This is a genomic window from Salmonella sp. NW1250 (assembly GCF_051812965.1).
Classification (GTDB): Bacteria; Pseudomonadota; Gammaproteobacteria; order Enterobacterales; family Enterobacteriaceae; genus Salmonella; species Salmonella enterica.
Genome location: NZ_JAMNDD010000002.1, coordinates 385,253 through 398,502, shown reverse-complemented (window position 1 = coordinate 398,502; position 13,250 = coordinate 385,253). Strand labels below are relative to the sequence as shown.

17 protein-coding genes are annotated in these 13,250 nt (G+C 52.2%); 12 read left to right on the top strand and 5 right to left on the bottom strand.

Features of this window, described 5'->3' with window-relative positions:
- Positions 1 to 13 precede the first annotated feature (13 nt).
- The 3 genes from gabT (at position 14) to csiR (ending at position 3,546) form a co-directional block, all read left to right on the top strand.
- Complete coding sequence (gene gabT / locus NBA72_RS05200) at positions 14 to 1,297, top strand: 4-aminobutyrate--2-oxoglutarate transaminase (RefSeq protein WP_042948898.1); 1,284 nt, start codon at positions 14 to 16, stop codon at positions 1,295 to 1,297.
- Between the two features lie 129 nt (positions 1,298 to 1,426).
- Positions 1,427 to 2,827 (top strand): GABA permease, encoded by a 1,401-nt coding sequence (gene gabP, locus NBA72_RS05195; protein ID WP_020899122.1) that lies wholly within the window; start codon positions 1,427 to 1,429, stop codon positions 2,825 to 2,827.
- A gap of 41 nt (positions 2,828 to 2,868) precedes the next feature.
- Positions 2,869 to 3,546: a DNA-binding transcriptional regulator CsiR gene (gene csiR / locus NBA72_RS05190; protein ID WP_000126152.1), complete on the top strand. Its 678-nt coding sequence runs from the start codon at positions 2,869 to 2,871 to the stop codon at positions 3,544 to 3,546.
- 21 nt (positions 3,547 to 3,567) lie between these two features.
- Here csiR and lysM read toward each other — a convergent pair whose 3' ends face one another.
- Entirely contained in the window at positions 3,568 to 4,017 is a 450-nt protein-coding gene (gene lysM, locus NBA72_RS05185) for a peptidoglycan-binding protein LysM (RefSeq protein ID WP_000522406.1), read from the bottom strand.
- Between the two features lie 99 nt (positions 4,018 to 4,116).
- Positions 4,117 to 4,275, bottom strand: coding sequence for a YqaE/Pmp3 family membrane protein (locus NBA72_RS05180; protein WP_000508175.1), 159 nt, complete (start codon positions 4,273 to 4,275; stop codon positions 4,117 to 4,119).
- Positions 4,276 to 4,457: 182 nt separating this feature from the next.
- On the opposite strand from NBA72_RS05180, the gene NBA72_RS05175 reads away from it, so the two are divergent.
- The 3 genes from NBA72_RS05175 to NBA72_RS05165 all read left to right on the top strand — a co-directional run bounded on the left by NBA72_RS05175 (position 4,458) and on the right by NBA72_RS05165 (position 5,551).
- Positions 4,458 to 4,757 carry an ArsR/SmtB family transcription factor gene (locus NBA72_RS05175; RefSeq protein ID WP_001749413.1) on the top strand — a complete coding sequence of 100 codons (300 nt, stop codon included), beginning with the start codon at positions 4,458 to 4,460 and terminating at the stop codon, positions 4,755 to 4,757.
- Positions 4,758 to 4,766: 9 nt separating this feature from the next.
- Complete coding sequence (locus NBA72_RS05170; protein WP_000022011.1) at positions 4,767 to 5,294, top strand: rhodanese family protein; 528 nt, start codon at positions 4,767 to 4,769, stop codon at positions 5,292 to 5,294.
- Between the two features lie 77 nt (positions 5,295 to 5,371).
- Complete coding sequence (locus NBA72_RS05165) at positions 5,372 to 5,551, top strand: hypothetical protein (protein ID WP_000494943.1); 180 nt, start codon at positions 5,372 to 5,374, stop codon at positions 5,549 to 5,551.
- Between the two features lie 89 nt (positions 5,552 to 5,640).
- On the opposite strand, the gene stpA is transcribed toward NBA72_RS05165, so the two are convergent.
- Positions 5,641 to 6,042, bottom strand: coding sequence for a DNA-binding protein StpA (gene stpA, locus NBA72_RS05160; RefSeq protein WP_001051100.1), 402 nt, complete (start codon positions 6,040 to 6,042; stop codon positions 5,641 to 5,643).
- A gap of 898 nt (positions 6,043 to 6,940) precedes the next feature.
- Between stpA and alaE the strand changes: the two genes are divergently transcribed.
- Positions 6,941 to 7,390: an L-alanine exporter AlaE gene (gene alaE / locus NBA72_RS05155; protein ID WP_000492669.1), complete on the top strand. Its 450-nt coding sequence runs from the start codon at positions 6,941 to 6,943 to the stop codon at positions 7,388 to 7,390.
- A 34-nt stretch (positions 7,391 to 7,424) separates the two neighbouring features.
- Here alaE and NBA72_RS05150 read toward each other — a convergent pair whose 3' ends face one another.
- Positions 7,425 to 7,775, bottom strand: a complete 351-nt coding sequence (locus NBA72_RS05150; RefSeq protein ID WP_000281304.1) for a DUF2002 family protein — start codon at positions 7,773 to 7,775, stop codon at positions 7,425 to 7,427.
- A 161-nt stretch (positions 7,776 to 7,936) separates the two neighbouring features.
- On the opposite strand from NBA72_RS05150, the gene NBA72_RS05145 reads away from it, so the two are divergent.
- Positions 7,937 to 8,263: a DUF883 domain-containing protein gene (locus NBA72_RS05145; RefSeq protein WP_001519557.1), complete on the top strand. Its 327-nt coding sequence runs from the start codon at positions 7,937 to 7,939 to the stop codon at positions 8,261 to 8,263.
- Positions 8,264 to 8,346: 83 nt separating this feature from the next.
- Here the strand turns inward: NBA72_RS05145 and NBA72_RS05140 are convergent, their stop codons facing one another.
- Positions 8,347 to 9,681, bottom strand: coding sequence for a PLP-dependent aminotransferase family protein (locus NBA72_RS05140; RefSeq protein WP_042948897.1), 1,335 nt, complete (start codon positions 9,679 to 9,681; stop codon positions 8,347 to 8,349).
- An 88-nt stretch (positions 9,682 to 9,769) separates the two neighbouring features.
- On the opposite strand from NBA72_RS05140, the gene NBA72_RS05135 reads away from it, so the two are divergent.
- The 4 genes from NBA72_RS05135 to nrdE all read left to right on the top strand — a co-directional run bounded on the left by NBA72_RS05135 (position 9,770) and on the right by nrdE (position 13,242).
- Entirely contained in the window at positions 9,770 to 10,201 is a 432-nt protein-coding gene (locus tag NBA72_RS05135) for a carboxymuconolactone decarboxylase family protein (RefSeq protein ID WP_000209811.1), read from the top strand.
- A gap of 271 nt (positions 10,202 to 10,472) precedes the next feature.
- Positions 10,473 to 10,718 (top strand): glutaredoxin-like protein NrdH, encoded by a 246-nt coding sequence (nrdH, locus tag NBA72_RS05130; protein WP_000028870.1) that lies wholly within the window; start codon positions 10,473 to 10,475, stop codon positions 10,716 to 10,718.
- The gene (nrdI, locus tag NBA72_RS05125) at positions 10,715 to 11,125 is read left to right on the top strand and encodes a class Ib ribonucleoside-diphosphate reductase assembly flavoprotein NrdI (RefSeq protein ID WP_001275402.1); all 411 of its coding nucleotides are present in this window, start codon (positions 10,715 to 10,717) and stop codon (positions 11,123 to 11,125) included. Before nrdH ends, nrdI begins: the two co-directional genes overlap by 4 nt.
- Complete coding sequence (gene nrdE / locus NBA72_RS05120) at positions 11,125 to 13,242, top strand: class 1b ribonucleoside-diphosphate reductase subunit alpha (protein ID WP_439004987.1); 2,118 nt, start codon at positions 11,125 to 11,127, stop codon at positions 13,240 to 13,242. Before nrdI ends, nrdE begins: the two co-directional genes overlap by 1 nt.
- The last annotated feature ends 8 nt before the right edge of the window (positions 13,243 to 13,250 follow it).

Here is a 13,250-nt window from a genome sequence, read left to right as displayed (position 1 = left end):
AGGAGAGTCGCTAATGAATACCAATAACACTTTAATGCAGCGCCGTCATAACGCCGTTCCTCGCGGCGTGGGCCAGATTCACCCGATTTTCGCCGAGCGGGCGGAAAATTGTCGGGTCTGGGATGTCGAAGGCCGTGAGTATCTCGATTTCGCGGGCGGCATTGCCGTCCTGAACACCGGTCATTTACATCCGGGCATTGTTTCAGCGGTGGAAGCGCAGCTGAAGAAATTGTCGCATACCTGTTTTCAGGTGCTGGCCTATGAACCGTACCTGGCGTTGTGCGAACGCATGAACCAGAAGGTACCGGGCGATTTCGCCAAAAAAACGTTGCTGGTCACGACCGGTTCAGAAGCGGTTGAAAACGCGGTGAAAATCGCCCGCGCGGCGACAAAACGCAGCGGCGCTATCGCGTTTAGCGGCGCTTACCACGGTCGTACCCACTACACACTCTCTCTGACCGGGAAAGTACACCCATACTCTGCTGGTATGGGATTGATGCCAGGCCATGTCTACCGCGCGCTTTATCCTTGCCCGCTACACAACATCAGCGACGACGACGCGATCGCCAGCATTGAACGCATCTTTAAAAATGATGCCGCGCCGGAAGATATCGCCGCCATTATTATTGAGCCGGTACAGGGCGAAGGCGGATTTTACGCCGCCTCTCCCGCGTTTATGCAGCGACTGCGCGCGCTATGCGACCAACACGGCATTATGTTGATTGCCGACGAAGTGCAAAGCGGCGCGGGCCGGACCGGTACGCTGTTCGCCATGGAACAGATGGGCGTTGCGGCAGATATTACCACGTTTGCGAAATCGATCGCCGGCGGCTTTCCGCTGGCAGGCGTTACCGGCCGGGCAGACGTGATGGACGCTATCGCGCCGGGCGGTCTGGGCGGCACCTATGCCGGAAACCCGATTGCCTGCGCCGCCGCGCTGGCGGTACTGGACATTTTCGAGCAGGAAAATCTACTGCAAAAGGCGAATACGCTTGGCAAAACGCTGCGCGATGGCCTGATGGAGATAGCGGAAACGCACCGTGAGATTGGCGACGTGCGCGGACTGGGCGCCATGATCGCCATTGAGTTGTTCGAAAATGGCGACCCCGGCAAACCGAACGCGGCTCTGACCGCCGACATTGTGGCCCGCGCCCGCGAGAAAGGGTTAATTCTGCTCTCCTGCGGTCCTTACTACAACATCTTGCGCATCCTCGTTCCACTCACTATTGAGGCCTCGCAGATTCGGCAAGGCCTGGAGATTATCGCCCAGTGCTTTGATGAGGCGAAACAAGCGTAATGTCCAATAAGCAGCGTCGGATGGCGACGTAACTGTCTTATCCGGTCTACAAAAACCGTTTCGATTGTAGGCCGAATAAGCCAGGCGCCATCCGGTAAACGAGCGCAATAACAATAAAGAGGTTTTAGGATGGGGCAATTGTCAGAATCACATGCATTAGGGGGCGGGCTGAAATCACGCCACGTCACCATGTTATCGATCGCCGGCGTCATCGGCGCCAGCCTGTTTGTCGGTTCCAGCGTGGCGATTGCGGAGGCCGGCCCTGCGGTACTGCTGGCCTATCTGTTCGCAGGACTTTTAGTCGTCATGATTATGCGAATGCTGGCTGAAATGGCCGTCGCCACGCCGGATACCGGTTCCTTTTCCACCTATGCGGATAAAGCGATCGGCCCCTGGGCCGGGTATACCATCGGCTGGTTATACTGGTGGTTTTGGGTGCTGGTTATTCCGCTGGAGGCCAATATTGCCGCCATTATTCTGAATTCATGGATACCGGGTATTCCGGTGTGGCTATTTTCATTAGTGATTACGCTTGCCTTAACCGGAAGCAATTTATTGAGCGTCAAAAATTACGGCGAATTCGAATTCTGGCTGGCGCTATGTAAAGTCATTGCCATTCTGGCGTTTATCGCGCTGGGCGCGGCGGCGATTAGCGGTTTTTATCCGTATGCTGAGGTAAGCGGTATCTCCCGGCTCTGGGATCACGGCGGTTTTATGCCTAACGGCTTCGGCGCTGTGTTAAGCGCCATGTTGATCACCATGTTCTCTTTTATGGGCGCGGAAATCGTCACTATTGCTGCCGCGGAATCCGATACGCCGGATAAACATATTGTACGCGCCACCAATTCTGTTATCTGGCGAATTTCCATCTTTTACCTGTGTTCCATTTTTGTGGTGGTGGCGCTGATCCCGTGGAATATGCCGGGTCTGAAAAGCGTAGGTTCGTACCGCTCGGTACTGGAGCTGCTTCATATTCCGCACGCAAAATTCATTATGGACTGCGTGATTTTGTTGTCGGTGACCAGTTGTCTGAACTCCGCATTATATACCGCCTCCCGGATGCTCTATTCCCTTAGCCGCCGCGGCGATGCGCCTGCGATAATGGGAAAAACTAACCGTAGCAAAACGCCCTGGGTAGCGGTTCTCCTCTCTACCGGCGCGGCCTTTTTAACCGTTATCGTCAATTATTACGCCCCGGCAAAAGTGTTTAAATTTCTTATCGACAGTTCTGGCGCCATCGCGCTGCTGGTCTATCTGGTGATTGCGATTTCGCAATTGCGGATGCGTAAAATTCTGCTGGCGCAGGGCGGAGAAATTAAGCTGAAAATGTGGCTTTATCCGTGGCTCACTTGGCTGGTTATCGGCTTTATCTGCTTTGTCCTGGTGGTGATGCTGTTTCGACCAGCACAGCAACTAGAAGTCATTTCGACGGGGCTGTTAGGGCTGGGCATAATAGGTACTGTCCCCATTATGTCTCGCTGGAAAAAACTGATAAGGTGGCAAAAAGCCCCCCTGCAAAACCTACGTTAGTTATTCCCGGCGTCAGCCGGGAAGCTTCTCAGGAGTAAAAGATGACCGCCCTTTCCCAACCGACGGCCATAGATGGCTATCGCTGGCTTAAAAATGACATTATTCGCGGCACTTATCAGCCGGATGAGAAACTGCGGATGAGTTTATTAACCGCCCGCTATGCGCTCGGCGTAGGGCCGCTGCGTGAGGCGCTGTCGCAACTGGTGGCGGAACGGCTGGTCACCGTGGTGAATCAAAAAGGCTATCGCGTGGCGTCCATGTCAGAGGCGGAACTCCTCGATATTTTTGACGCGCGCGCCAATATGGAAGCGATGCTGGTACGCCTGGCGATTGAACGCGGCGATGATGCGTGGGAGGCGGAGATCCTGGCGCGAGCGCATATGCTCAGTAAACTGGAAGCCAGCGATGCCAGTGAACATATGCTCGATGAATGGGATCAGCGCCACCAGGCGTTCCATTCCGCCATTGTCGCCGGGTGCGGCTCCCACTATCTGCTACAGATGCGCGAACGCTTATTTGACCTGGCGGCCCGCTACCGCTTTATTTGGTTACGTGAAACCGTTCTGTCCGTCGAGATGCTGGAAGATAAACATATCCAGCATCACACGCTAACCGAAGCGATACTGGCGCGCGAGGCGGCACGCGCCAGCGAATTAATGCGTCAGCATTTGCTGACGCCGATTCCCATTATTCGCCAGGCGATGGCAGGGAAAATGTAGCCTGGCGCGACCTGATAGCCATTATTCTTCAGGAATACGCAACACTTGTCCCGGATATATTTTTTCCGGGCTTTTCAGCATCGGTTTATTTGCCTCGAAGATTTTATTATACAGATTGGCGTTACCATACACTTGCTTTGAAATAGCGCTCAGGGTGTCGCCTGATTTTACGGTATAAAACTGACTTTCAGCCGCTGGCGTCGTGGTTTTAACCTGATCGTCAACGCTGCTAATCCCGGCGATATTCCCCACGGCAACCAGAATTTTTTCTTTTGCCTCCTGACTCAGCCCATCACCCGTCACTGTCGCTTTTCCATCAGCTATTTGCACATTCACTTTGTCAGCGTCGGGTATTCCCGTTTTATTTAAATGTTCCTGGACTTTTTTCGCCTGATCGTCCTTATCATGATTAGCGGTTACCGCGTCCCAGAGTTTTTCACCTGCATCTTTTACAAAATTGAAAAGTCCCATATTCACCTCGCTTGTCAAAAATACACACAAAGAAAAGTGTAGCAGAGGGAATGAGGTTATCCTGATAAGCGGCGCTTATGCGCCGCCGGTGGCCGGTAATTAATGACGCATCTGAACCCAAAATGCGTGGATAAGCCCCGGAATATATCCGAGTAATGTCAGCAGGATATTAAGGATAAATGCCCAACCGAACCCTTTTCCTAAAAGTACGCCGAGCGGAGGCAAAATAATCGTAAATACAATTCTCCAGAAACCCATATACACTCCATACAAGCAAAATTAGTCATTGTTTAAAAAGAGATTTTATCTCTAAGCATAGTCAGTTTACCTGAGCCTGCCAGTCACGCGCCGCGCTTTTACCCTCCTTTACGCTCTTTACGCTGGCATTAGGTTGACGTTTATTTTAGAATTAACTAAATTTAGAAAATGCTTAAATAAGTATGACAGAGCTTGAACAACTTCAGTCCAGCGCAGAACAGGCGGCGGCCCTGCTCAAAGCGATGAGCCACCCAAAAAGATTACTGATTTTATGTATGCTTTGCGGTTCGCCAAAAACCAGCGCAGGCGAACTGGCGCGCATTACCGGGCTAAGCCCCTCCGCGACGTCGCAGCATCTGGCGCGGATGCGGGAAGAAGGGCTGATTGATAGTCAACGCGATGCCCAGCGCATTCACTATTTCATTAAAAATGAGGCGGTTAATACGATTATCGCCACGTTAAAGAATCTCTATTGTCCATAAGGAGGCACGATGTCCATTGGGATAGTTTCCCCCCGTGAGGCGCAAGCGCTGATAGCGCAAGGCGCGAAACTGATTGATGTACGCGACGCCGACGAATATCTGCGCGAGCATATTCCACATGCGCAACTGGCGCCGCTTTCCCGGCTTGAACAGGGCGATTTGCCCGCCAACCTGCGAGCGGAACAGATTATTTTTCACTGTCAGTCAGGTAAACGAACCAGCAGCAATGCAGCAAAACTACAGGCCATTGCCGCCCCAGCTCAGGTTAGTCTACTGGAAGGCGGCATCGACGGATGGAAAGCGGCAGGATTGCCCGTCACAGAAGACAAATCGCAACCGTTGCCGCTGATGCGTCAGGTGCAAATCGCCGCTGGCGGGTTGACGTTGCTTGGGGTGATTCTGGGCTATACGGTCCACGGCGGCTTTTTCCTCATTAGCGGTTTTGTCGGGGCCGGGTTAATGCTGGCAGGCATGACCGGCTTCTGCGGAATGGCGCGACTACTGGAAAAAATGCCCTGGAATACCCGTACTCATTAAGCGGTACCTTCACCGCGCGTCGGTAGGTGTGTATAGACTGAAGGCGGGTTTATACCATTGTTCAACAGGAGAGCGTGATGTTCACACCAGGCGATATCGTACAGCCCCGAATGGGTGGGCCGAAACTGAAAGTGATTGAAGTCAACGAGGATCATATTGTCGCGGTACAGGTCGGTAATGAGCAGGGCGAAAAATTGATCCTCAAAGCGGCAGATGTCACCCCCTATTGCGAAGAGGGCGATTTTGGCGTGTGCTGATTTATCAGAATGAGCATGGCGCAACGTTCCCTGAGTCCCGGTTAATAGAGACAGGAAACGCAGCGCCATCTGTTAAAGGTTATCCGTGATTAGATTAAGAAATCATCCAGAGATTTCCCCGCTGCCAGCGCCTGGGCAATCGGTTTAGGCGTACGACCTTGTCCGGTCCAGGTTTTTTCTTCGCCATTGAAATCAGTAAAACGATATTTTGCCGGACGCGGCTGGCGCTTTTTAGCAGAACGCGGCATTGCTGAATCCATGGCAAATAACTCTTCCGGGTTAATACCGTCTGCTTTCATCAGCTCCAGAAAGGCATTAATTTTCTCCTGCTTCTCGGCAAGCTGGCGTTGCTGCAATTCTTCTTCTTCGCGTCTTTCTTTAGTGACAACCCTGAATTTTTCGAGCATTTCTTCAAGAACGTCAATGGAGAATTCGCGAGCCATAGCGCGCAGCGTGCGGATATTATTTAAGTTCTGTAACATCAAATTCATATCAATAAAAACCTTTTAACGCAGAAAACAAAAAACTATTACAGGCGGTATTGTATGCGATTATTGATTATATTTCCAGATCCTAGAGTTCATACAGATATACTCAGTATAACTCGATTAATTATATTAATCTGTTAACCAGAAGGTTATATTCATTACCCCCTGTGTGTTTCAGGTTATTCTGCCTACGGTATATCTGTAGGTTTCCCGTTCGGCTGTTTATACCCTTCATTCTTCAAGTTGCTTATGTGTTGGCTACGGATTACCCGGCTCATCCATGGGCCTCGCCCTGACGGGTCGTCGCACGCGACGTTCAAATCTGCTCCCGGCAGATTTGTCGCTCCCCACAGTCACATCGTTATCTATACTCCTGGGATTCACTCCCTTGCCGCCTTTAAGCAACTCGAAATCCATAGCGTATATAGCGTATTGCGTATCTCAGTAACCACGGTGACCCTCACGGTGGCTGACCTTATACAGAAGTGAATATTTCAGCACAATAAGAGATTAACCATTCAAAAATCATCATCAGAGCTTTATGCTAAAAATCAGCCTGCAATAGCTATAATTATGCTGAGAAAAGTAGAGCGCGTGCCGTTAGCCGAGAATACATCGCATCTGACAACATTTGGAATGTGGCTGAAAATCGCCAGAAAAACAATGCATTATAATGCATTGATTTAAAAGTAATTAATGACTAACAACAACGAAAATCTCGCCGCGAGCAAAAAACACACAATCACAGAGTATTTTATCGACAAAAAGCCTATAAATAAAAATATTACACTAGTTGATAGTTATTATATAGGGATATACTCTATGCAAAGACAAAAGTGCTTTATGATTTCACTACCAACCATCACCTCATTCTGATCGATATGCTACAAGGAGCATTAACATGTTCTCTCCACAGTCACGCTTGCGTCATGCCGTAGCAGACACGTTTGCGATGGTTGTTTACTGTTCTGTTGTGAACATGTTGATCGAGATATTCCTCTCCGGAATGAGCTTTGAGCAGTCGCTTTCTTCCAGGCTGGTGGCGATACCTGTCAACATTTTGATTGCATGGCCATACGGCGTTTACCGCGATCTGATTATGCGCGTCGCGCGTAAGGCAAGCCCGGCGGGATGGGCCAAAAACCTGGCGGATGTATTGGCTTATGTCACCTTTCAGTCACCCGTTTATATTATCATCTTGCTGACCGTCGGTGCCGGCTGGCATCAGATAGTGGCCGCCGTGAGTTCAAACATTGTTGTTTCAATGTTAATGGGCGCGGTTTATGGCTACTTCCTGGATTATTGTCGCCGCCTGTTTAAAGTGAGCAGCTATCATCAGGCTAAGGCGTAAGTTAGCGTCGCGACTGGCATTGCCAGTCGCGCTTTTAGTCGCTTTTTTCGTCGCCAAAAAGCCCGTTCAGATAACGTTCTAACGCTATTCGGGAGCTAAAGCCGTGGGGAATACCGTAATGTTCGTGGGTCTCGCCGCCTAAATAGAGCGGAAAGTTTTGGTAGTGATCGCAGGTTTTAATATCCGAAGCCGGGTCAGCCAGTGATGAGCTACGGTCTTTTAATCTGGGGTGAATGATCAGCGCGGTACGCCCCATACGCGCCTCGCGGTTAACATAAACATAATTCTCGCCGCGTCGATAACCATACGTCTTATTCGTCACCACATCGACGGTAAACCCTGCCTTTTCCAGTACCCGCGCCACCTCGTCAGGTCGTAAATACATATTTTATCCTCATTCTCTTTTACTGCGGGCTTACCTTACCCGATAGCGCGTTATCAACGCTTTCAGAAAAGTCCAGAAACGCATGATATCGCCGTAACAAGCCTCAGCAGGTAAAAATATGAACTACACTGAAAGCTACATCGAAATCAATGGAGGATCATATGCTTAACAAACCGAACCGAAACGACGTCGATGATGGTGTTCAGGATATTCAGAATGATGTCAATCGATTAGCCGACAGTCTGGAAGATGTCCTTAAATCCTGGGGAAGCGATGCGAAAGACGAAGCCGAGGCTGCGCGACGTAAAGCACAGGCGTTGCTGAAAGAGACCCGGGCGCGGATGCAGGGTCGTACTCGCGTAAAACAAGCCGCCTGTGATGCGATGGGGTGCGCGGATACGTTCGTGCGTGAAAAACCCTGGTGTAGCGTAGGAACCGCCGCAGCGGTAGGGATTTTTATCGGGGCGCTGCTTAGCCTGCGTCGCTAACGACGTGCGCTGCCGGATGGCGACATACTTTATTGGGCCTGCATCATTGCCGCAGGCCCAGGTCGCGCCATTCGGCGAAACGGTTACTGTATCGCCTGTCGAAGCTGCCATGCGACCTGTTTCGCCATGCCAGCGGAAGTAATATTGGTAAACGACAGTAAAATGCCCCCCTTTCCTGACGAAACCACTCGCCAACGGCTTAGCGCCTGTACCGCCAGTCCGGCCTGATTCGCTTTTGCTACCTGCGCTTTATCATCACCTTCAACCTCAATAACCAATTGAATACCGCCTTTCTGTAATGTCACGACAAATCCCTGTTCTGCCAGCGCTTCTTCAATCCATAACCGTCGCTGAGCATAATGTTGGCGCATCTTTTTCAGATGCCGCCAGAAATGGCCATCACGGATAAAATCAGCCAGCGTGTGCTGCCATAACAACGGTACGCTACAGAGCATCAGCGACGCCTGCTGGCGGAAATGCTCAATCTGCTTTATCGGCACCACCAGCCAGGCGGTACGTAATGCCGGAAAGAGCGACTTACTGAACGTTCCGGCGTAAATCACTCGCTGCGGGGCATCCAGACTCTTGAGCGGCGGAAGCGGTTTACCGTGATAACGAAATTCGCTGTCGTAGTCATCTTCAATAATCCAGGCCTGCACATTCGCCGCCCATGCCAGAAGTTGCCGTCGGCGAGTTAACGACAGCGCCACCCCCAACGGACTTTGATGGGCGGGCGTCACCAATGCAAAGCGTCCCTGCGGGCAATCCCGCATCCCCGCCGCGACATTCAGCCCATCGGCATCGACCGGAATCGGCGCCAGCGTAATCCCCTCCTGCGTTATCACCGGGCGAATTAACGGAAAGCCGGGATCTTCCACCCACATGCTGTCTCCCGGCACAGACAATGTACGCAGGATTAGCCGCATAGAATTCGCATATCCGGAGGTAATAAATACCTGTTCCGGCAGACATTCAATGCTACGCGAAACCCGCAGGTAATCGACTATCGCCTGGCGCAAAATCGCCTCGCCGCAGACGTCGCCTAATGCCAGATCGAAGCGTGTCTGCGTGCGCAACCGACGCCCCATTACTCGCGCCCACTTCTCGCGTGGAAAGAGATCCAGCGCCGGTAACCCCATCTGAAAGGGTTTCGGTTCCGGACTTTCTCCGGCAAAAACAGCGGGTATCGGCGGCGCCGTCTCAAACCGTAGAGCGTTGCTCACAAACGTGCCTGCCTGGCCACGTCGCTCCAGCCAGCCCTGCGCCACCAGCTCGCCATAGGCATTTTCCACCGTGGCGCGAGAAACGCCCAGTTCCTGCGCCCACGTCCGACTGGACGGCAAACGCGTTCCGGGCGCGAGTTCTCCTTGCTCAATGGCCGTTTTTAACTGACGAGCGATGTGCTGATAGCGCGGCATATGGTCTGCTTTTTCTGTAAAAATATGGCTCTCTTTTACAGACCATTATAGTGCTACAGTGCTCGTCATCAACACGAGGAGAAACATGATGACGACGTTACGCCAACCCTATTATGAACTGAGCCCGGAGGTTTATAGCGCTCTGGTGCAGGCGAAAAACGCGCTGGAAAAGAGCACGCTTGACCTCACTCTGATGGAGCTGATTTACCTGCGTGTTTCGCAAATAAATGGCTGTGCATTTTGCCTGGAGATGCACAGTAAAGCGCTGCGTAAGGCTGGCGTAAATCAAGCTAAATTAGATGCGCTGGCAGGATGGCGGGTAAGCCACCATTTCAGCGAGCAAGAGTGCGCGGCGTTAGCCTGGACGGAATCGGTGACGCACATTGCTGAAACCCACGCCGAAGATAATGTTTACCTGCCGCTGCTCGATCATTTCAGCGCGCGTCAAATCAGCGATCTGACCTTCGCCATCGGTTTAATGAACTGCTTTAACCGTCTGGCGATCGGTATGCGAATGTGACGCATTGTTGCCGGATGGCGCAGATGTCACCCAACTCTGTTATGCGACAACCTGCAGGCCGGATCGGGCGTTCACGCCGCCATCCGGCAAAAATTAGCCATGCCGCCCCTACCCCGCTGCGTTCATCAGCGGCGTTAAAATCAATCGAAAATTCCCATATCTTGTATGGTTGAATCTTAATTCAACTACATCTAGTATTTCCTGTATCAACACACGACAATCCGACGCGTTTCATCGCGCCGTTTTCTCATTTTAAATGGAAATACGAATCATGAGCATTACTATTTACACTCGCAATAACTGTGTTCAGTGCCACGCCACAAAGCGGGCGATGGAAAGCCGTGGATTTGAATTTGAGATGGTGAACGTCGATCTGGTGCCGGATGCAGCGGATACGCTCCGGGCGCAAGGGTTTCGTCAATTACCGGTGGTGATGGCGGGCGATTTGAGCTGGTCTGGCTTCCGCCCGGACATGATTAACCGTCTGCACCCGACACCCCACGCGGCAAACGCATGAGCGCGCTCGTCTACTTCTCCAGCAGCTCTGAAAATACGCACCGTTTTATGCAGCGTCTGGGGCTGCCTGCCACGCGTATTCCGCTCAATGAACGGGAGCGAATTCAGGTAGACGAACCGTACATTCTGGTTGTGCCGTCATACGGCGGCGGCGGGATGGCCGGTGCGGTGCCGCGACAGGTGATCCGCTTTTTAAATGATGAACACAACCGGGCGCGCATTCGCGGCGTCATCGCCTCCGGTAACCGCAATTTCGGCGATGCCTGGGGATGCGCTGGCGATGTGATAGCACAAAAATGCGGCGTCCCCTGGCTGTACCGCTTTGAGCTCATGGGCACACAACGCGACATCGATAACGTCCGAAAAGGAGTAAATGAATTTTGGCAACAACTATCCCGGAGCGCGTAATGCAGGAAACCATGGATTACCACGCCCTGAACGCGATGCTGAATCTTTATGATAAAGCAGGCCATATTCAGTTCGACAAGGACCAGCAGGCGATCGACGCCTTCTTTGCCGCCCACGTCCGCCCGCATTCCGTGACGTTTGCCAGCCAGCATGAACGTCTGGAGACGCTGGTTCGGGAAGGGTATTACGATGACGCTGTCCTCGCGCGTTACGACCGCGCCTTCGTCCTCCGCCTGTTCGAGCACGCCCACGCCAGCGGCTTTCGCTTCCAGACGTTTCTTGGCGCCTGGAAGTTCTATACCAGTTACACGCTGAAAACCTTCGACGGCAAACGTTATCTGGAACACTTTGAAGATCGGGTGACAATGGTGGCGTTGACGCTGGCGCAGGGTGACGAAACGCTGGCCACCCAACTGACCGATGAAATGCTTTCTGGTCGCTTTCAGCCCGCCACCCCGACTTTTTTAAATTGCGGTAAACAGCAGCGTGGGGAACTGGTCTCCTGCTTCCTGCTCCGTATCCAAGACAACATGGAGTCGATCGGGCGGGCGGTGAATTCGGCGCTGCAACTCTCCAAACGCGGCGGCGGCGTCGCGTTTTTACTCTCCAATCTGCGCGAGGCGGGCGCGCCGATCAAACGCATTGAGAATCAGTCTTCCGGCGTGATCCCGGTGATGAAAATGCTGGAAGACGCGTTTTCGTATGCCAACCAGCTTGGCGCGCGCCAGGGGGCCGGCGCGGTTTATCTCCATGCGCACCATCCGGATATTCTGCGTTTTCTGGATACCAAACGGGAAAATGCCGACGAAAAAATCCGGATCAAAACGCTCTCTCTCGGCGTGGTGATCCCGGATATCACCTTCCGGCTGGCGAAAGAAAACGCGCAAATGGCGCTCTTTTCGCCCTATGACGTACAACGACGCTACGGCAAACCGTTTGGCGATATCGCCATTAGCGAACGGTACGATGAATTAATTGCCGATCCGCACGTGCGTAAAACCTATATTAACGCCCGTGACTTTTTTCAAACACTGGCGGAAATTCAGTTCGAATCCGGGTATCCCTACATCATGTTTGAAGATACGGTAAACCGCGCGAATCCCATTGCTGGGCGCATTAATATGAGCAACCTGTGCTCGGAAATTTTACAGGTCAATAGCGCCTCCCGTTACGACGATAACCTTGACTATACCCACATCGGGCATGACATTTCCTGCAATCTCGGCTCGCTGAATATCGCTCACGTCATGGATTCACCGGACATTGGTCGTACCGTAGAAACCGCTATTCGCGGCCTGACGGCGGTGTCGGACATGAGCCATATACGCAGCGTACCCTCAATAGCCGCCGGTAATGCCGCCTCTCATGCCATCGGTCTGGGCCAGATGAATCTGCATGGCTATCTGGCGAGAGAAGGCATTGCCTACGGTTCGCCGGAGGCGTTGGATTTCACCAATCTCTATTTTTACACCATTACCTGGCATGCCGTGCATACTTCAATGCGGCTGGCCCGCGAACGCGGCAAAACCTTCGCCGGATTTGCGCAGTCGCGCTATGCCAGCGGCGACTATTTTACGCAGTATTTACAGGACGACTGGCAACCGAAAACGGCGAAAGTCAGAACGCTATTTGCCCGCAGCGGCATTACGCTGCCCACACGAGAAATGTGGCTAAAGCTGCGCGACGATGTGATGCGCTATGGCATCTATAACCAAAATTTGCAGGCGGTGCCGCCGACCGGTTCGATTTCTTACATTAATCATGCGACCTCCAGCATTCATCCGATTGTGGCCAAAATTGAGATTCGCAAAGAGGGCAAAACCGGGCGTGTGTATTACCCCGCGCCGTTTATGACCAATGAAAATCTGGACATGTATCAGGATGCTTACGATATCGGTCCGGAAAAAATTATTGATACCTATGCCGAGGCCACGCGCCACGTCGATCAAGGGCTGTCGCTCACCTTGTTTTTCCCCGATACCGCCACGACCCGCGATATCAACAAGGCGCAGATCTATGCCTGGCGAAAAGGTATTAAGTCCCTGTATTACATCCGGCTTCGCCAGTTGGCGCTGGAAGGTACTGAAATTGAAGGCTGCGTATCCTGCGCGCTATAAGGAAAGCC